The following is a 17488-nucleotide window of genomic DNA, read 5'->3' on the forward strand; positions in this document are numbered from 1 at the left end:
GGCGATCTGTATGACTTCTATTCAGGTAAACATTGACCAGTGAGAACGCCATGACTGACACCCCACGCGGACAGGCGAGCGACGCCATCCGCCACGCTGACATCCTGATCATCGGTGGCGGCCTGAGTGGCGCGATGCTGGCGGCGCAGTTGTTGCGTTTGCCCGGTCAGCGCCGGGTTCTGGTGATCGAGCCGCGGGCAGAACTGGGCCGTGGCGAAGCCTATAGCGCGGTGGAACTGGGGCATACGCTCAATGGCAACGCGGCGCGGATGAGCGTCGACCCGGACAACGCCGATGACCTGACCCAATGGCTGACCGAACACATCGCCGCCGGTGGCTGGCCGGAGTCGGATGAGCAACATGTGCCGGTCAGCGAACTGTTTCCGCCGCGCGGGCTGTTTGGCGTTTATGTGCAGCAGCGTCTTGCTGAAGCGCAGGCGGTGGGCGCATTGAAGGGGGCGCGTGTCGAACATGTGCGGGCCGAGGTGGTGGACCTGGAAACGTTGAGCGATTCGGTGCGGTTGAGCCTGAGTGATGGGCAGCAATTGCAGGGCGCTTACGCAGTGTTGGCGACCGGAATGTTTCCCGCCGCCCGCACGCCGCAGACCGAGTCCAGCGGTTTGAATGCAGCTGCACTCGACCCGTGGGATGTGGCCGCCATGCGTCAACTCGATCCGCAGTCGACGGTGCTGATCATCGGCTCGGGCCTGACCATGGTCGATGCCGTGGTGTCGCTGGAGCAGGCCGGGCATCGTGGGCCGATCGAAGTGTTCTCCCGTCATGGTTTGCTGCCGCATGTGCGCCGACAACCGCCGGCGTGGGTGGATTTTCTCGCCGAGGACCACAGTATTCGCACACCGCGTCAGCTGGTGCGCGAACTGCGCCGGCATTGCCGCGATGCCATCGCTCAGGGCATCGACTGGCAAGCGCCGTTGGATACCGTTCGGGCGCATATCGGGCGGTTGTGGAGTCAGGCGACCGATGTGCAACGCCGGCAATTTGTGCGGCATGTACGGCCATGGTGGGAAAGCCATCACCATCGCTCGCCGCCGCTGAGTGCCGAGTTGGTGGCGCGGCTACACGGGGAAGGGCGGTTGCGGATTCATGCCGCATCGTTCAAGGGGCTCGAGCCTGCGTCGGACGGTGAGGTCAGCATCCGCATTCGTCGTCGTGGTGAGGCGCAAACCTGCGTGGTGCATGGCGCGGCGCTGATCAACTCCAGCGGCATCGAATACGACTGGCGCCGGGTGGCGCGGCCGTTGCCCCAGCAATTGCTCGCTCGCGGGCTGGTACGGCCGGGGCCGTTGGGATTGGGCATTGCCGCCGCGGTTGACGGCGCAGTTTTAAGCGCCGATGGGCAGGTCGCCAGCCGTTTGTTCGCCATGGGGCCGCCGTTGCGCGGCATGTGGTGGGAGAGCACGGCGGTAACTGATGTGGCGAGCCAGGCCAAGTCTCTTGCGGCGCGATTAGTCAGCGATCTGTTGTAGCAGCTGCCGAGCCCGCGAGGCTGCTGCTACGGGCAGGCCAAGTCTCTTGCTCGCGAAGAGGCCAGCCCATCCACCGCAAAATCCACAGTAAGACCAATAAACAGGCGATGTTTAATCGACATCTCCAGATACTCACTCAGGCTACACAGCCTTGCGCCGTTGCCTACGACTACGCCAGAATCCGCCGACTTGTGCGCCTTGAGGCCGGGCTCTATCGTTTCCGGGTCGCTGACGAATCAGCGATCGGGTTTAGCAGCTCGATGAATATCAAGGCACGTCAGTGTCGCCATTCGCGTTATGGCGGCTATGCGTGGGGCACTTCGGTGCGCCGGGTTCCTTGATCCCTGGTCTGCTAACCCGCGTACAGCCGCCACCTTCTTCGTTTAGCAGCGATAGATGTCGGCTCCACTGATCAAGGAGCTTCATTTATGTTCAAACCAACACCAAATCCTCCGGAAACCGACGACGTTTCCCCCCTACGAATCCCTCGATTCAAAAAAACTCCACGAAGCCGCCGACCGCGCCCTCGACCACTACCTCAAACCACCCATCCCCAAAGCCACCAAGCGCAAACCCAGCACCATTTACCATGTGGGTACGAAGGTCGATAACGAAACCCTGCTGGTCAACGCCTGCGAATCCCTGGCGTCAGCGAGCATGATGCTCAGTGAGTTCGCCGGACTGATGGACATGCCACATCGCAATGTGATGTTGGGGATTCAATCGGTGGTCATGCTTGGGGAGTTGGCGGTGAACCGGGTGCTGGATAACCTCGATCCTCAGAACTGAGTGACCCATTGTGGCGAGGGAGCTTGCTCCCGCCGGCCGATCCGCGTCCGGGCGCAGCAGTCGCAAAACCGGCATATGCGGTGTGCCAAAAAAATGCGGTTGCTGGATTTGGGGTCGCTTCGCAACCCAGCGGGAGCAAGCTCCCTCGCCACAGTGGGCTCCACTGACTCAGTCCCCAAAAACAAGAAACCCCGCATCAAGCGGGGTTTCTCATTTCAGGCAGTTCAAACCGGCAACTCAGTAGCGCTGATACTTCGAACCAAACCTACAGGTTTTGCGTCTCAAGCCACTACTTGGTAACACGGCACATACGCCGCGCCACCCGGCAGTTTCATCCGGTGCTGGGCAACGAAGGCTTTGAGCAAATGGTCCAGCGGCTGCAAGACCTCGGCATCACCGCGAATCTGGTACGGCCCGTGTTCTTCGATCAGGCGGATGCCCTTGTCCTTGACGTTGCCGGCGACGATGCCGGAGAACGCGCGGCGCAGGTTGGCGGCCAGTTCGTGGGGCGGCAGGTTGCGGCTCAATTGCAGGTTGGCCATGTTGGCGTGGGTCGGGTCGAACGGGCGCTGGAAGCCTTCGTCGATCTTCAGCAGCCAGTTGAAATGGAACGCGTCGTTGCGCTCGCGGCGGAACTGTTTGACCGCTTTGAGGCCCTGAGTCATCTGCCGCGCCACTTCGGCCGGGTCGTCGATGATGATCTCGTAGTGCTGCTGCGCTTCTTCACCGAGGGTTGCGCCGACGAAGGCGTGCAGTTGCTCCAGATACGGTGCGGCGCTTTTCGGCCCGGTAAGGACCACCGGGAACGGCAGGTCCTGGTTGTCCGGGTGCATCAGGATGCCGAGCAGGTACAGGAATTCCTCGGCCGTGCCCGCGCCACCGGGGAAAATGATGATGCCGTGGCCAACCCGCACGAACGCTTCCAGGCGTTTCTCGATGTCCGGCAGGATCACCAGTTCGTTGACGATCGGGTTCGGCGCCTCGGCGGCGATGATCCCAGGTTCAGTCAAACCGAGGTAGCGACCGCCGTGGATGCGTTGCTTGGCATGGGCGATGGTCGCGCCTTTCATCGGGCCTTTCATCACGCCAGGGCCGCAACCGGTGCAGATGTCCAGGCTGCGCAGGCCGAGTTCGTGGCCGACTTTCTTGGTGTATTTGTATTCTTCGGTGTTGATCGAGTGGCCGCCCCAGCACACCACGATTTTCGGCTCGACGCCGGGGCGCAGGGTGCGGGCGTTGCGCAGCAGGTGGAAGACGTAGTCGCTGATGCCCTGGGAGGTGCTCAGGTCGATGCTCAAGGCGTCGAGTTCGTTTTCGGTGTAGACGATGTCGCGCAGGGCGCTAAAGAGCATTTCACGGGTGCTGGCAATCATTTCGCCATCGACGAAAGCGTCGGCGGGGGCGTTCAGTAGTTCCAGGCGTACGCCACGGTCTTGCTGGTGAATGCGGATTTCGAAGTCTTTGTAGGCTTCCAGGATGGTCTTGGCGTTATCGACGTGGGCGCCGGTATTGAGGATGGCCAGGGCGCACTGGCGGAAGAGGGTGTAGGTGATGCCGGATGATGCTTCGCTCAGTTGCTGCACTTCACGCTGGGAGAGCGTTTCCAGGCTGCCTTTAGGGCTGACCGAGGCGTTGATTACATGTCGTTGGGTCATTCAATGATCCTTAAAACGATGTCACCCGCCAGCAACGGCGCATGGCATCCGAATAGTGTGTATCCATGATGAAGATGGCACGAACTGCGCTGTATCGCCATGCTCCCGTTTGACGATGAAAAGATGAAAAGGAGCTCCAGCATAGCTAAATCCTTCGGGGAGGCGATAATGCCTCGCAGTCTTTTTGTCACAGCGCCTTTTACCATCGATGCAAGGAACCCCGTCGCGATGTTCGAAATCCAGCCAATGAATGCCGAAACCTATCGACGCCAGACGCGGCGCAGCACGGTGATCATCGCCCTGATGTTCCTGGCGCTGGCGATGGTGCTGTCGACGGCGGCGGTGACGTTGTTCGGTGAACCCGGCGGCGATAATCTGCGGTTCAACGTGGGCGGTGTGTTTGCCGCGTTGTTGCTGACGGTGGCGCTGATGCGCGGCAAGTTCTGGAGGCAGGAGTGGATGGCGCCAGCGGTCTATGGTTGGCAGCTCAAGCGCAGCCTGATGAGCGTCACCAACGTCATGCACCAGGTGACGGCGGCGGTGGAGCAGGGCGACCCTGCCGCCATGAAGCTGCTGCGCTTTTATCACTTGGGGCTGAGCCAGATGCACCAGTTGGACGGCAACTCCAGCGATCAAAGTCAGCTGACCCGAGAGATGGACCAGCACAAGGCACGGATGGACGCGTTGGGCATCGAGACCGAACAGAGGCGATTGAATCCGGCCTGGTTTGAGGCGATCAAACAGACGCCGATGTAGCGATTACGATCGCTGGCAATGAGCGTTTTTGTGCAAATCACCTATCGTATCGGTATCGGGTTGTAATGGTTTGAGCGCCGGTCACGGCTGGCTGGCGCTAAAAGGGCGAACGGGAAAATTCGCCATGTCATAAGGGATTCAGGGAGCGTCATGGGGCATCCGTCCGTCAAAGATCGTATTGAACACACCCGGTTCGCCACGCCTTGGGTGCCCGAGCCGGTTGAGACAACGCTCAAGGTTCGATACGCGGTTTCTCTGCTGATTTCGGTGTGCCTGTCCTTGATGGCCATTGTGATCGGTGAAAGCTGGAACTCGCGTCAGTACCATCTGCGTGAGAGCGAAGTGGCGATGTCCAACCTGGCGCAAACCCTGGCCTCGCAGGCGCAGGCATCGATCAAACAGGCCGACACGCTACTGTTCTCCCTGGTGGACCGCCTCGAAATCGATGGCATGCAACCGGAAAAATTTCCCCGACTGCAACGTTTGCTCCAGGCTCAGCGCAGTGAGTTGGTACAGATCCATGGGCTGTTCGTGTTCGATGAAGAAGGACGCTGGCTCGCCAACGCCATTAACGTCATACCGCCCAATGCCAATAATTCCGACCGTGAATATTTCATCTACCACCGTGATCATCCCGACCGCGGCCCTCATATCGGTCCGTCGATAAAAAGTCGCTCGACCGGTGAGTGGATCATGACCGTGTCACGCCGGATCAATCACCCTGATGGCCGGTTTGCCGGCGTGGTGGTGGCTTCGATCTACCTCAAGCATTTCCTGGATTTGTACAACAGCATCGACATGGGCAATAACGGCGTGATCAACCTGATCTCCGATGACGCCACCATCGTCGTTCGGCGCCCGTTCAACGAAGCCGATATCGGCACCAGTGTTGCCAAAGGGCCGCTGTTTACCCAGCTGTTGCCCAAGGGCGATTCCGGTACGGCAACGGTCAGGTCCTTTGTCGACGGGGTGGTGCGGGTCGTGGGGTTTCGACGGGTCGAGGGGTATCCGCTTGTCGTCTTTGCCGGGCTCGACAAGGATGAAGTCCTGGCCAGTTGGCGGCAGGAATCAATATTCAGTGCGGGCATCGTCCTGTTGCTGCTGGGGTTTCTGGGGGCTCTCGGTTATCGCCTGATCCGCCTCATGAAGCAGCAGAATCATATTCAGAACAATCTGTTGGAGACTCAGGACAAACTCATTGAGGTCAACCGCAGCCTGGAGTTGCTGGCGCTGGAGGATGCACTGACCGGGCTTTCCAACCGGCGTCAATTCGACCTGTTCATTCTCGCGGAAATGGGCCGCGCCAGGCGTAGCCAGACCCATCTTGCGCTGTTGATGATCGATGTCGACCACTTCAAGAACTTCAATGATCACTACGGTCATTTGGCGGGCGATGAGTGTTTGCGCAAAATCAGCACGATCATCACCGAAAACATCAAGCGCCCCGGCGATCTCGCGGCTCGCTTCGGTGGTGAGGAGTTTACGGTGGTGCTGCCCGGAACCGACTACGTGGGGGCGTTTCTGGTAGCAGAAAACATCCGCCGTGCGGTTCAGCAGGCCGGCATCAAACACGTTGAGGGTGTGGAGGGCGTGGTCACGGTCAGCGTGGGTGTCTGCGCCTACGACCCGGCCTCGCAAGCCCAGCCCGACGACATTGTCGGCGCCGCGGACAAGGCGCTATATGTGGCCAAGGCCAGTGGCCGGAACATGAGTGTTATCGCCAACTGAGTTCAACCGGACCGGTGGTTACTGCCTGAACGGGTCGGATGCTTCCATTGCCGGAACAGCCGCGCATAGATCAGCACGTTGAGCGCCAACACCACGCTGCCCAGTGCCAGTTGAATCGTGGGCGTCAGCCCGGCCGGGTAAATAATCGGCCACACGTAATGCTCGATAAAACCGCCACCGTAACCGGTTTGCCCGGCCGCGTGGCGCATGCGGTTTTCCCATTCGGTGAGTGGGCACGCCAGGTGGAAGATTTCCACGATCACACCCCATGCAGCGGCGGGCAGGTGCCACCAGATCAGGTGGCGCCATTTGAGCACCAGCAGCCCGCCGAACAGCACGAACAGAATGAACAACAAGTGAGACAGCACCAGCCCGTCGGCGGCGATTCGGTAAAGCATGTCGATTCCCTGACGTGTTGGGTGAATCGCTCCATGGTACTCGGGCTGGACGCTTGTGCTCTATCGATTGCCGCCTTCAAGCGCTGTCAGTACTTCTTTCAAACGCACCGTCGTGCTTTCACTGCTGCGTTGCATTGGCGCTCGCAGCTCGTCGCGGATCAATCCTTCAAGGGCCAGGGCAGTTTTCACCGGGGCGGGATTGGGCTCGATGAACAGGCTGTGGATCAGTGGCAGCAACTGGAAGAAGGTCGTTCGGCCGGCCGCTAAGCGGTTGTCGCGAAGCTGTTGATACAGCGTCACGAACAGCTCGGGATGAACATGGGCCGAGGCGGCAATTGCGCCTTTGGCCCCCAGGCATAGCGCGCCGAAGATCTGATTATCTTCGCCGCACAGCACGTCGACGTTACCGCTGGAGAGCAGTGCCAAGGTGTTGGCTGGGTTGCCGCCGCAGTCCTTGATCGCGACGATCCGCTCATGGGCGACGATCCGGAGCAGGGTCGCCTGCTCGAAGGCTATGCCGGTGCGATAGGGGATGTCGTAGAGAATAATCGGGGCGCTGGACGCATCGGCGACGGTCTTGAAAAAGGCTTCGAGGCCGGCCTGGGAAGGGCGGATGTAGTACGGCGGCGGCACCAGCAAGCCCGCCAGGGGACGCTTCAGGATTTCGCTTTGAAATTGCAGCAACTCGGTGAGGTTGTTGCCGGCCAGGCCCATGACCACGCGTTCTGGCGGAACCTGTTCCAGCACCGCATCGAGCACCGCCAGTTGCTCGTGTTTACCCAGCGCCGCGGCTTCCCCGGTGGTGCCGCAGACCACTATGCCATCGACGCCTTTTTCCAGCAGATGACTGACCAGCCGTCGCAATCCGGCGAAGTCGATCGCGCCATCGTGAAACGGCGTAACGATGGGAACCCAGATACCTTGAAACGATGACATGCACTTTCTCCTGAAGGTTGACCGATTTCGTCACCGTCAGAAGCGTAGAAGGAAGTCAGCAAGAGGAGGGGTGTCCGTCGCGCTCAATGTCCTGTCAGCTCATCTGACGGGACAGCGCGCCCCGGTCACATGAGCGACTGTTTCTTCGATTTAGGGGCGTGCGCAACGCAACCTTGCGCCTTGGCAATCAAGCCAATGACGACAGTGTTGAGGTTGAAGGTTGCGGACATGGTTGCTTACACCCTGAATGAGGCGCCCAGTTTTAAAAGCCGACGGGGTATTTGTCAATCGTGAAGTCGTTGCAAGTGCGCAAGATTGTTCAAGCCATCGGCCATGACTGCTGGCACAGTCTGAAGACTTTTCCTGGTTGTAGAGCGTTATGTCCAACTCATTCATGCCGCGCACTGCATTCCTTCGTGGCGCCGCGGCCATCATGCCGTTGTCCCTGGCGACCGCGCCCTGGGGATTGCTGGCCGGTTCCATGGCCATCGAGGCCAACCTCACGCCCCTGCAAGGCCAGGGGCTGTCGAGCATCGTGTTTGCCGGCGCGGCGCAATTGGTCGCCATCGGCATGCTCAAGGGCGGCGCCGGGGTCTTTTCGATTCTGTTGACCACGCTGCTGCTGACCTCCCAGCATTTGCTGTACGGGATGAGCATGCGTTCGGTGATTTCCCCGTTGCCGGGCCGCTGGCGTATCGGGCTGGGCTTTTTGCTCACCGACGAGTTGTTCGCCCTGACCAGCCAGCATGACAAACAGCAGTTCAATCGCTGGTACGCCCTCGGTGTGGGCCTGACGTTTTACATCGCATGGAACCTCTTCACCCTGGCGGGCATTGTGCTGGGCAGCAGCATTCCGGGCCTTGAACACTTGGGACTGGACTTCTCCATCGCCGCGACCTTTATCGCCTTGATCACGCCGGTGGTGCGCAACGTTCCGACAGTGGTTTGCGTGGCAGTCTCGCTGTTCTGTTCGGTGCTGTTCAGCTATTGGCAATGGGGCTCGGCGCTGGTGCTGTCGGGGTTGGCGGGCATGACGGCGGGCTTTATCTGCAACAAACTCTACGTGGGGCGCACATGATGGTCTGGGCTGTGATTATCGGGATGGGCCTGCTGGTGTTCCTGAACCGCTACGTCTTTCTCGAACCTCGGCTGCCGGTGCGCTTGAGCAGCAATGCCCGGCAGTTCCTCGGTTTCGCGGTGCCGGGCATGCTCACCGCGATCTGCGGGCCGATTGTGTTCATGCCCGACAAACAGTTGAACCTGCAGTGGGACAACCCCTACCTGATCAGTTCGCTGGTGGCCGTGGGCCTGGTGCTTTACACCCGCAATACTCTGCTCAGCATGTTGTTGAGCATGGGCTTTTTCTTTTTGCTGCGCTGGTGGCTCTGAGTCGTCCGAGGCGAAACTGTTCTACGCTTAACGGATGATCCCTTGAGGACGGGAGGTGGGCATGGCCACTGAACCAAAGCGTCCGGACCTGGATGATGAGACCGATGAACCGACAGAGGAAGAAATCGAGCGGCAGAAGCGTTCGACGCCGGACTGGAAGCACCCCGACGACGGCAAAGAGCTGTCGGACCGCGACCAGGAACACCCGCTGAAGCCCTGATCGGTTTGCACATCCCCAAAGCCCCGCCAATAGATGGCGGGGCTTTTTAGTTTTTGTAGTTTGTAATGCAATCACCTGGGGAGCAGGCGCTGGAACCAAACACTGTGTACCCTTATCCAACCTCGGCTCGCAGCGATTGGCGGGCCGGTCGAAGGATGAATGGGCGAGGGGTTTTTGCCATTAAACGTGACGGTCGCAAGGTCTGGCCCAAGGCAAAACATGAAGCAGTTGATCAAGGTTCTATCCGTATTCGCCATCGCTGTCGGCCTGTTTGGCTGCATCGCCGCGCCCATTGAAATGACGCCGCAGACGCAACAGCGTCTGCAAGCGCAGGCGCCGATCCGCTTTCTGCTGACCTTCGACGACGGGCCCAGCGCGTCCGGTTTTTACAACCCGACCGCCACTGTACTCGACAGCCTGGCGCACAATCCGCTGCAACCGGACATCAAAGCCGTGTTCTTCGTGCAGACCCGAGCCTCGGGCGCCGGCGGCAGTGACGTGGGGCGCCAACTCATGCGGCGCGAACAGGCCGAAGGGCATCTACTGGGCTTCCACACGGCCACTCCCCACCACACCAACCATCGCTCCCTGGAGCCGGAGCAACTGGAGCAATCGCTGACCAACGGCAGCGCAGACATCGCCGCGATCACTGGCGCCTCGCCGATCCTGGTGCGTCCGCCGTTCTGGAATTATGACAAGCGCACTTTCGCGGCCTATCAGCAGCACGGCATGCATGTACTGCTGACCGACCTGAGCGCCAATGACGGCAAGATCTGGGGCTTCAACGCCAGCCCTCGGCGGCGGGCCAATATGCTGCGGCAGCTGTCCGAAGTCCGCGAGCGCATAGCCCTTGGCGAGTTGCCGACGGTGGATGGGGTGATTCCGGTGGTGGTGACCTTTCACGACCTCAACCGCTACACCGCCCGGCATGCCCGCGAATACCTGCAAATCCTCCTCGACAGTGCCAACGCCACCGGTCTGGCCACGGCGCAGAAGCCGTTTTACGACGACACGGCAGCGCTACAGCGGGCGGCCATGGCGCGCACCGTCAAGCAGAGTTCCGAGCCTGTTCGTTTGCCGGGGATCTGGAATTGGATATGGGATGGGGATGCTCACTGAACCCGCTGGCGCATTGCGCAAGCTGGACTAATCTCAGTGGATCCAATCGGAAAACCGTCCATGGAGGGGCGTCTGTCATGGTTTCAATTGAGCAGCTTTGCCAGATTGTCGAGTCCGGTTTCAAGCCGCTCTCCTGCGAATGCACCGTGAACCATGATGAAACCTTGCGGATCAAGGTTTTCGATCAGAGCACCGGGCGGATTGAGTTGTTGATCACCGGCGTATCCCCCGACAAACTGATCAGTGTTCGCGATATTTCCAACCTGATTGGCGAACTTCGTACAGAAATGCGTGCCGGTCGCCGAGCGTTCGCCGGTGTCGTGGCCTAACCGCGACTTCTTGTAGCAGCTGCCGAAGGCTGCGTTCGGCTGCGTAGCAGTCGTAAAATCGGAGATCGCGATACATCAGGCAGACCGCATTAGCCGGATTCACGACCGCTACGCAGCCTCGCTGGGGCTCGACAGCTGCTACGGATTGCATTTACGGCTCAACTGTCGCGCGGCAGCAGTTCATCAATCATCTGTAAGCAATGATTCAACCCCGGCGACACATCGCCCACGCGCCTGCTGAGAATAATCGGCGAGATCGCGTTGTCTTCCAGCACTGGAGTGAAGCCAATGTCGTCGCGGTGCAGCAACTGCACCGAGGCCGGTACCAGCGTCACCCCGATTCCCGCCCCCACCAGACCAATCGCCGTTTGCAGCTCGTTGGTCCATTGCGCCACCTTGATGTGCACGCCACTGGCTTCGAACAATGCGATCACGTGGTCGGCGTAACTCGGGCGCGGGTTGCCGGGATAGAGCACAAAGGGTTCCTTGGCCAGTTCCCGAAGGCTGATGGGCCTGGCGAGGAGCGGGTGGCCGGCGGGGAGGGCGGCCACCAGTCGGTCTTCGGTGAGCACGGTCTGCAGAATGGCCGGGTCGTCGATGCGGATGCGCCCGAAGCCGATATCGATACGCCCGGCCTTGAGCGCCTGCACCTGTTGCAACGTGGTCATTTCCGAGAGCCCCAATTCCAGCGCCAGAGGCTCGCCGCTGCGCAACCGGCGAATCAGTTCCGGCAGCACGCCATAGAGGGTCGAGGGCGCAAAGCCGATGCCCAGCCAGGTCTTTTCGCCCAGGCCGATCCGCCGCGTGTTGTCGCAGACCTTGCCCAGTTGTTCGAGCAGGGCGGTGGAGTGTTCATGGAAAAAACGCCCGGCGTCGGTCAACTTCAACGGTCGGCCGCGCTCCAGCAGCAGTACCCCGAGTTCGTCTTCCAGCTGCTGGATCTGCCGGCTCAGCGGCGGTTGGGCGATGTGCAGCAGTTCGGCGGCGCGGGTGAAGTTGAGGGTTTGAGCCAGCACCTGAAAATATCGCAGGTGACGCAGTTCCATGGGGCCTCCGGACGTCGATCTGTTAAATACCTTTAAGGTATCGAGTCAGACCAATTCTATATTGGCTTCCCGAAAAAAGCCGTACCAGAATCGGTTCCAGAACTTTAAGAACCTGACGGGTATCGCGACATGCTTGCAACAGCCATTGAATCGATCGAGACGATCATCGTCGATCTGCCGACCATTCGCCCACACAAGCTGGCGATGCACACCATGCAGAACCAGACTCTGGTGATCATTCGGGTGCGCTGTGCCGATGGCATTGAAGGTATCGGTGAGTCGACCACCATTGGCGGCCTGGCCTACGGCAACGAAAGCCCGGACAGTATCAAGACCAACATCGACAAACACTTCGCGCCACTGCTGATCGGCCAGGACTGCGGCAATGTGAATGCCGCGATGTTGCGCCTGGAGCGCAGCATTCGTGGCAACACCTTCGCCAAATCGGGTATCGAAAGCGCCTTGCTCGACGCCCAGGGCAAGCGCCTTGGCCTGCCGGTCAGCGAACTGTTGGGTGGACGGGTTCGCGATGCATTGCCGGTGGCCTGGACCCTGGCCAGCGGCGACACCGCCAAGGACATTGCCGAAGCGGAAAAAATGCTCGACCTGCGCCGCCACCGGATCTTCAAACTGAAAATCGGCGCCGGCGAGGTCAACCGCGACCTGGCTCACGTCATTGCGATCAAAAAGGCCCTGGGCGATCGCGCCAGCGTGCGGGTCGATGTCAATCAGGCCTGGGACGAAGCAGTCGCTCTGCGGGCCTGCCGGATCCTCGGCACCAACGGCATCGACCTGATCGAACAACCGATCTCGCGCAATAACCGCGCCGGGATGGTGCGCCTGAATGCCATGAGCCCGGCGCCGATCATGGCCGATGAATCCATCGAATGCGTGGAAGATGCCTTTAACCTGGCACGGGAAGGCGCCGCTTCGGTGTTCGCTCTGAAAATCGCCAAGAACGGTGGCCCGCGCGCCGTGCTGCGAACCGCCGCGATTGCCGAGGCGGCCGGTATCGGCCTGTACGGCGGCACCATGCTCGAAGGCGGAATCGGCACGCTGGCCTCGGCCCATGCCTTTGTCACACTGAATACCTTGAGCTGGGATACCGAATTGTTCGGCCCGCTGCTGCTGACCGAAGACATCCTCAGCGAGCCATTGGTCTACCGCGATTTTCAACTGCACGTCCCGTCAACACCGGGGCTGGGCCTGGTTCTGGATGAAGAACGCCTGGCGTTTTTCCGTCGGGACAAAAGTTCCACTGTCGTTCATCAAGCCTGAGGAGGGCATCATGCTGTTTCACGTAAAAATGACCGTGAATTTACCGGTCGACATGAACCCGGAGCGCGCCGCTCAGCTCAAGGCCGACGAGAAAGCCCTGGCCCAGCGCCTGCAAGAGCAAGGCAAGTGGCGTCATCTGTGGCGCATTGCCGGGCTCTATGCCAATTACAGCGTGTTCGATGTCGACAGCGTTCAGGAACTGCACGACCTACTGATGCAATTGCCGCTGTACCCGTACATGGCGATCGAGGTCAACGCGCTGTGCCGGCATCCTTCTTCCATTCGCGAGGATGACCGCTGAATCCAGCCTGTTCAGTTCGCTACGCTAATAATTACAAGATGAGGATCCACCATGAACGTCAAGATTTCCCACACCGCCAGTGTCCAGAAGTTTCTCGAAGAAGCCAGCGGCCTGCTCAATGAAGCCGGCGATCCGCGGGTCAAAGCGCTGGTTTACCGCATCCTGCGTGATTCGGTGAACATCATCGAAGACCTGGCCGTGACCCCGGAAGAATTCTGGAAAGCCGTCAATTACCTCAACGTGCTGGGCGCGCGGCAGGAGGCCGGTCTGTTGGTTGCCGGGCTCGGTCTTGAGCATTACCTCGACCTGTTGATGGATGCCGAAGACGAGCAGGCCGGCAAATCCGGCGGCACCCCGCGAACCATCGAGGGGCCGCTGTATGTGGCGGGTGCGCCGCTGTCGCAAGGCGAAGCGCGTCTCGATGACGGCGTCGATCCGGGTGTGACTCTGTTCATGCAGGGCCGGGTGTTCAACACCGCCGGCGAACCGCTGGCCGGGGCGGTGGTGGATGTCTGGCACGCCAACACCGGCGGCACCTATTCGTACTTCGACACCACCCAGTCCGAGTTCAACCTGCGTCGCCGGATCGTCACCGATGCCGAGGGCCGTTATCGCTTCCGTAGCATCGTGCCGTCGGGCTACGGCTGCCCGCCGGATGGTCCGACCCAGCAACTGCTCAATCAACTGGGACGTCATGGCCAGCGGCCGGCGCACATTCACTTCTTCATTTCGGCACCGGATCATCGTCACCTGACCACCCAGATCAACCTCGATGGCGATCAGTACCTGCATGACGATTTCGCCTACGCCACCCGTGACGAACTGATCGCCAAAATCACCTTCAGCGACGATCCGCAGCGTGCGGCGGCTCATGGCGTGAGTGGTCGTTTTGCCGAAATCGATTTCGACTTCACCCTGCAGTCGTCCGCCCAGCCTGAGGAGCAGCAACGCCACGAACGGGTCCGCGCACTCGAGGACTGATACCTCTCGAGCAGCCGAACCGGGCCACGAGATAACCGACCGTTTATCTCGTGGCCTTCTGTGTTTCGGGCAGGACACTAGAATGGCGGCGCCACTGATAACAACAATGAGAGTGAACCGATGATGCAAGCGCAATTGTTGAGTCATCGCAGCAGAATCTTCGACCATGCCGACCCGTATGCAGTGTCGGGCTACGTCAATCAGCATGTCGGCAACCATTGCCTGCAGATGCCCAGGGCCGGCCGACCGCTGGCCAGCCTCGATCATCGCACGTTCGCCAGCCTCGACCTGTGCCGCATCAGTTATGGCGCCAGCGTGCGGGTTACCTCTGGCGCGCTCGACAGCATCTATCACTTGCAAGTGTTGTTGCGCGGCAATTGTCTGTGGCGTGGCCACGGTCAGGAACATTACTTCGCGCCCGGGGAGTTGCTGCTGATCAACCCGGACGATCCGGTGGATCTGACCTATTCCAGTGATTGCGAAAAATTCATCCTGAAAGTCCCCACCCGGCTGTTGGAGTCGGTGTGCGAGGAGCAGCGCTGGCGGTATCCGGGGCAGGGCGTGCGGTTTCTGGAAAACCGTTATCAGCTCAATCAACTGGAAGGTTTCGTCGGCCTGCTGGCGATGATTTGCCAGGAAGCCGAGGCATCCGAGCCGATTCCTCGCGTGCAGGAGCACTATGCGCAAATCGTGGTCAGCAAGATGCTCGGCCTGATGAAAACCAACGTCATGCGCACCGATCCCGGCTCAGCCTCGGCCACGTTCGAGGCGCTGGTCGATTACATCGCCTGCAACCTCAAGCAAGACATCGACAGCGAAGAACTGGCGCGCCAGGCGCGGATGAGCCTGCGTTCGCTGTATGGGCTGTTCGAACGCAATGCGGGGGACACGCCGAAAAACTACATCCGGCAGAAGAAGCTCGAGCGCATTCACGCCAACCTGAGCGACCCGACCTGCAACGTGCGCAACGTCACGGAGGTGGCCATGGATTACGGCTTCCTGCACCTGGGCCGGTTCTCCGACAGCTACCGCAAACAGTTCGGCGAATTGCCTTCCGACACCCTCAAGCGCCGTCACTGAGATCAATGAGCAACCTGTGGCAATCATCAACCACCGACCGCCCTTTGCACAAAACGGATACAGGTCTGCACCCGGCGGATAGTCCGCCCCATCCCCACGCCCTAGCATGGCCCTGCCTGAATAAAAACAATGGAGGCGGCGGCCATGTCCCTGCGACCCGAATACCTTCACTCCCTGCTTGAAGAAAACCCTGAACAGGGTATCTATCGCTGTAAGCGCGAGATGTTCACTGACCCGCGGCTGTTCGACCTTGAGATGGAACACATCTTCGAAGGCAACTGGCTGTACCTGGCGCACGAAAGCCAGATCCCCAACAACAACGATTTCTACACCACCACCATGGGGCGCCAGTCGATCTTCATCGCGCGCAACAAGGATGGCGTGCTGAATGCCTTTATCAACGCATGCAGCCACCGCGGGGCGATGCTCTGCCGGCACAAGACCGGCAACAAGAGCTCCTACACCTGCCCGTTCCACGGCTGGACCTTCAACAACTCCGGCAAGCTGCTCAAGGTCAAGGACCCGGCGGCGGCCGGCTACCCGGCGAGCTTCAATTGCGAAGGCTCCCACGACCTGACCAAAGTCGCGCGTTTCGAGTCCTATCGCGGCTTCCTGTTCGGCAGTCTCAAGGCCGACGTGGTGCCGTTGGTGGAGCACCTGGGCGAGTCGGCGAAGATCATCGACATGATCGTCGACCAGTCCGCCGATGGCCTGGAAGTGCTGCGCGGTTCCTCCAGTTACATCTACGAAGGCAACTGGAAACTCACCGCCGAAAACGGTGCCGACGGCTATCACGTCAGCTCCGTGCACTGGAACTACGCCGCCACCCAGAATCAGCGCAAACAGCGCGAAGCGGGCGAAGACATCCGCACCATGAGCGCCGGCACCTGGGCCAAGCAGGGCGGTGGTTTCTATTCCTTCGACAAGGGCCACATGCTGCTCTGGACCCGTTGGTCCAACCCCGAGGACCGTCCGCTGTACGAGCGTCGCGACGAGTTGGCCCGGGACTTCGGCCAGGCTCGCGCCGACTGGATGATCGAGAACTCGCGCAACCTGTGCCTGTACCCGAACGTGTACCTGATGGACCAGTTCAGCTCGCAGATTCGCATCGCCCGGCCGATCTCGGTCAACCGCACCGAAATCACCATTTACTGCATCGCCCCCAAAGGTGAAAGCGACCACGCCCGTTCGAGCCGCATTCGGCAGTACGAGGACTTTTTCAACGTCAGTGGCATGGCCACTCCAGACGATCTGGAAGAGTTTCGCTCCTGCCAGACCGGTTACCAGGGCAGCGTCACCACCTGGAATGACATGTCCCGTGGTGCCGAACACTGGATTGAAGGCGCCGATGACGCGGCCAAGGAAATTGACCTGCACCCATTGCTCAGCGGGGTGCGTACCGAAGACGAAGGCCTGTTCGTGCTGCAACACAAATATTGGCAGCAGACCATGCTCAAGGCCCTGGCCGCCGAACAGTCCGAACTGATTGCAGTGGAGGCCGTGCAATGACCATGACCTATGACGCGGTGCGCGATTTTCTCTACCGCGAAGCGCGCTACCTCGACGACAAGCAATGGGATGACTGGCTGGAGTTGTACGCGCCGGACGCAACGTTCTGGATGCCGTCCTGGGATGACAACGACGAGCTGACCATCGATCCGCAGCGGGAAATCTCGCTGATCTGGTACGGCAACCGCACGGGCCTGGAAGACCGCATCTTCCGTATCAAGACCGAGCGTTCCAGTGCCAGCGTGCCGGACACCCGCACCTCGCACAACCTCAGCAACATCGAGCTGATCGAACAGGCCGACGGCCTGTGCAAGGTGCGTTTCAACTGGCACACCCTGAGCTTTCGCTACAAGACCGTCGACAGCTATTTCGGCAGCAGTTTCTACACCCTGGATGTGCGCGGTGAGAACCCGCTGATCTTGGCCAAGAAAGTGATCCTGAAGAACGACTACGTTCGCCAGGTCATTGATGTTTACCACCTCTGAGG

Annotated in this window: 18 protein-coding genes and 1 pseudogene; 15 read left to right on the forward strand and 4 right to left on the reverse strand. The window is 60.1% G+C overall.

The window, feature by feature from the left end; genetic code table 11:
- Window positions 1–50 precede the first annotated feature (50 nt).
- Window positions 51–1487 carry an FAD/NAD(P)-binding protein gene (locus FFH90_RS12030; protein WP_138867235.1) on the forward strand — a complete coding sequence of 479 codons (1437 nt, stop codon included), beginning with the start codon at window positions 51–53 and terminating at the stop codon, window positions 1485–1487.
- Between the two features lie 428 nt (window positions 1488–1915).
- Window positions 1916–2276 (forward strand): annotated as a pseudogene (locus FFH90_RS12035) (DUF6124 family protein).
- Window positions 2277–2557: 281 nt separating this feature from the next.
- Here FFH90_RS12035 and ppnN read toward each other — a convergent pair.
- The gene (ppnN, locus tag FFH90_RS12040; protein WP_018928007.1) at window positions 2558–3931 is read right to left on the reverse strand and encodes a nucleotide 5'-monophosphate nucleosidase PpnN; all 1374 of its coding nucleotides are present in this window, start codon (window positions 3929–3931) and stop codon (window positions 2558–2560) included.
- 228 nt (window positions 3932–4159) lie between these two features.
- On the opposite strand from ppnN, the gene FFH90_RS12045 reads away from it, so the two are divergent.
- Together FFH90_RS12045 and FFH90_RS12050 are read left to right on the forward strand one after the other, a co-directional pair.
- Window positions 4160–4687 carry a DUF3087 domain-containing protein gene (locus FFH90_RS12045; RefSeq protein WP_138867236.1) on the forward strand — a complete coding sequence of 176 codons (528 nt, stop codon included), beginning with the start codon at window positions 4160–4162 and terminating at the stop codon, window positions 4685–4687.
- Between the two features lie 150 nt (window positions 4688–4837).
- Entirely contained in the window at window positions 4838–6415 is a 1578-nt protein-coding gene (locus FFH90_RS12050) for a sensor domain-containing diguanylate cyclase (RefSeq protein WP_111453836.1), read from the forward strand.
- A 2-nt stretch (window positions 6416–6417) separates the two neighbouring features.
- Here FFH90_RS12050 and FFH90_RS12055 read toward each other — a convergent pair whose 3' ends face one another.
- The gene (locus FFH90_RS12055; RefSeq protein ID WP_111453837.1) at window positions 6418–6813 is read right to left on the reverse strand and encodes a DUF2784 domain-containing protein; all 396 of its coding nucleotides are present in this window, start codon (window positions 6811–6813) and stop codon (window positions 6418–6420) included.
- Between the two features lie 60 nt (window positions 6814–6873).
- Complete coding sequence (gene dapA / locus FFH90_RS12060; RefSeq protein WP_138867237.1) at window positions 6874–7749, reverse strand: 4-hydroxy-tetrahydrodipicolinate synthase; 876 nt, start codon at window positions 7747–7749, stop codon at window positions 6874–6876.
- Window positions 7750–8128: 379 nt separating this feature from the next.
- Between dapA and FFH90_RS12065 the strand changes: the two genes are divergently transcribed.
- The 5 genes from FFH90_RS12065 to FFH90_RS12080 all read left to right on the forward strand — a co-directional run bounded on the left by FFH90_RS12065 (window position 8129) and on the right by FFH90_RS12080 (window position 10806).
- Window positions 8129–8827 carry an AzlC family ABC transporter permease gene (locus tag FFH90_RS12065; RefSeq protein ID WP_018928001.1) on the forward strand — a complete coding sequence of 233 codons (699 nt, stop codon included), beginning with the start codon at window positions 8129–8131 and terminating at the stop codon, window positions 8825–8827.
- Window positions 8827–9138, forward strand: coding sequence for an AzlD domain-containing protein (locus tag FFH90_RS12070; protein ID WP_162830927.1), 312 nt, complete (start codon window positions 8827–8829; stop codon window positions 9136–9138). The genes FFH90_RS12065 and FFH90_RS12070 overlap by 1 nt, the downstream gene beginning before the upstream one ends.
- Before the next feature lie 61 nt (window positions 9139–9199).
- Window positions 9200–9358 (forward strand): hypothetical protein, encoded by a 159-nt coding sequence (locus tag FFH90_RS29960; RefSeq protein WP_018927999.1) that lies wholly within the window; start codon window positions 9200–9202, stop codon window positions 9356–9358.
- Window positions 9359–9577: 219 nt separating this feature from the next.
- On the forward strand, window positions 9578–10477 hold the full coding sequence (locus tag FFH90_RS12075) for a polysaccharide deacetylase family protein (protein WP_018927998.1): 900 nt from the start codon (window positions 9578–9580) through the stop codon (window positions 10475–10477).
- A gap of 77 nt (window positions 10478–10554) precedes the next feature.
- Window positions 10555–10806, forward strand: coding sequence for a DUF1652 domain-containing protein (locus FFH90_RS12080; protein ID WP_018927997.1), 252 nt, complete (start codon window positions 10555–10557; stop codon window positions 10804–10806).
- A 158-nt stretch (window positions 10807–10964) separates the two neighbouring features.
- Here FFH90_RS12080 and FFH90_RS12090 read toward each other — a convergent pair whose 3' ends face one another.
- Window positions 10965–11852 (reverse strand): LysR family transcriptional regulator, encoded by an 888-nt coding sequence (locus tag FFH90_RS12090; RefSeq protein ID WP_111453841.1) that lies wholly within the window; start codon window positions 11850–11852, stop codon window positions 10965–10967.
- 129 nt (window positions 11853–11981) lie between these two features.
- Between FFH90_RS12090 and FFH90_RS12095 the strand changes: the two genes are divergently transcribed.
- From FFH90_RS12095 to benB, 6 genes are all read left to right on the forward strand, one after another.
- Window positions 11982–13130, forward strand: a complete 1149-nt coding sequence (locus FFH90_RS12095; RefSeq protein ID WP_111453842.1) for a muconate cycloisomerase family protein — start codon at window positions 11982–11984, stop codon at window positions 13128–13130.
- A 10-nt stretch (window positions 13131–13140) separates the two neighbouring features.
- A complete protein-coding gene (gene catC / locus FFH90_RS12100; protein ID WP_007936026.1) occupies window positions 13141–13431 on the forward strand; it encodes a muconolactone Delta-isomerase in 291 nt (96 codons plus the stop codon).
- A gap of 51 nt (window positions 13432–13482) precedes the next feature.
- Window positions 13483–14412, forward strand: a complete 930-nt coding sequence (gene catA / locus FFH90_RS12105) for a catechol 1,2-dioxygenase (RefSeq protein WP_018927994.1) — start codon at window positions 13483–13485, stop codon at window positions 14410–14412.
- 120 nt (window positions 14413–14532) lie between these two features.
- Entirely contained in the window at window positions 14533–15492 is a 960-nt protein-coding gene (locus FFH90_RS12110; RefSeq protein ID WP_064617050.1) for an AraC family transcriptional regulator, read from the forward strand.
- A gap of 144 nt (window positions 15493–15636) precedes the next feature.
- Entirely contained in the window at window positions 15637–17001 is a 1365-nt protein-coding gene (gene benA / locus FFH90_RS12115) for a benzoate 1,2-dioxygenase large subunit (protein WP_019649241.1), read from the forward strand.
- Window positions 16998–17486: a benzoate 1,2-dioxygenase small subunit gene (gene benB, locus FFH90_RS12120; protein WP_018927991.1), complete on the forward strand. Its 489-nt coding sequence runs from the start codon at window positions 16998–17000 to the stop codon at window positions 17484–17486. The genes benA and benB overlap by 4 nt, the downstream gene beginning before the upstream one ends.
- Window positions 17487–17488: the final 2 nt, after the last annotated feature.

Source organism: Pseudomonas sp. ATCC 43928 (genome assembly GCF_005938665.2).
Classification (GTDB): Bacteria; Pseudomonadota; Gammaproteobacteria; order Pseudomonadales; family Pseudomonadaceae; genus Aquipseudomonas.

Coding starts and splice junctions, on each gene's coding strand:
- FFH90_RS12030 (WP_138867235.1), top strand. CDS start 51: ATGACTGACACCCCACGCGGACAGGCGAGCGACGCCATCCGCCACGCT.
- FFH90_RS12090 (WP_111453841.1), bottom strand. CDS start 11,852: ATGGAACTGCGTCACCTGCGATATTTTCAGGTGCTGGCTCAAACCCTC.
- FFH90_RS12110 (WP_064617050.1), top strand. CDS start 14,533: ATGATGCAAGCGCAATTGTTGAGTCATCGCAGCAGAATCTTCGACCAT.
- FFH90_RS12055 (WP_111453837.1), bottom strand. CDS start 6,813: ATGCTTTACCGAATCGCCGCCGACGGGCTGGTGCTGTCTCACTTGTTG.
- FFH90_RS29960 (WP_018927999.1), top strand. CDS start 9,200: ATGGCCACTGAACCAAAGCGTCCGGACCTGGATGATGAGACCGATGAA.
- FFH90_RS12045 (WP_138867236.1), top strand. CDS start 4,160: ATGTTCGAAATCCAGCCAATGAATGCCGAAACCTATCGACGCCAGACG.
- FFH90_RS12065 (WP_018928001.1), top strand. CDS start 8,129: ATGTCCAACTCATTCATGCCGCGCACTGCATTCCTTCGTGGCGCCGCG.
- FFH90_RS12095 (WP_111453842.1), top strand. CDS start 11,982: ATGCTTGCAACAGCCATTGAATCGATCGAGACGATCATCGTCGATCTG.
- catC (WP_007936026.1), top strand. CDS start 13,141: ATGCTGTTTCACGTAAAAATGACCGTGAATTTACCGGTCGACATGAAC.
- benB (WP_018927991.1), top strand. CDS start 16,998: ATGACCATGACCTATGACGCGGTGCGCGATTTTCTCTACCGCGAAGCG.
- dapA (WP_138867237.1), bottom strand. CDS start 7,749: ATGTCATCGTTTCAAGGTATCTGGGTTCCCATCGTTACGCCGTTTCAC.
- FFH90_RS12080 (WP_018927997.1), top strand. CDS start 10,555: ATGGTTTCAATTGAGCAGCTTTGCCAGATTGTCGAGTCCGGTTTCAAG.
- FFH90_RS12075 (WP_018927998.1), top strand. CDS start 9,578: ATGAAGCAGTTGATCAAGGTTCTATCCGTATTCGCCATCGCTGTCGGC.
- benA (WP_019649241.1), top strand. CDS start 15,637: ATGTCCCTGCGACCCGAATACCTTCACTCCCTGCTTGAAGAAAACCCT.
- catA (WP_018927994.1), top strand. CDS start 13,483: ATGAACGTCAAGATTTCCCACACCGCCAGTGTCCAGAAGTTTCTCGAA.
- FFH90_RS12070 (WP_162830927.1), top strand. CDS start 8,827: ATGGTCTGGGCTGTGATTATCGGGATGGGCCTGCTGGTGTTCCTGAAC.
- FFH90_RS12050 (WP_111453836.1), top strand. CDS start 4,838: ATGGGGCATCCGTCCGTCAAAGATCGTATTGAACACACCCGGTTCGCC.
- ppnN (WP_018928007.1), bottom strand. CDS start 3,931: ATGACCCAACGACATGTAATCAACGCCTCGGTCAGCCCTAAAGGCAGC.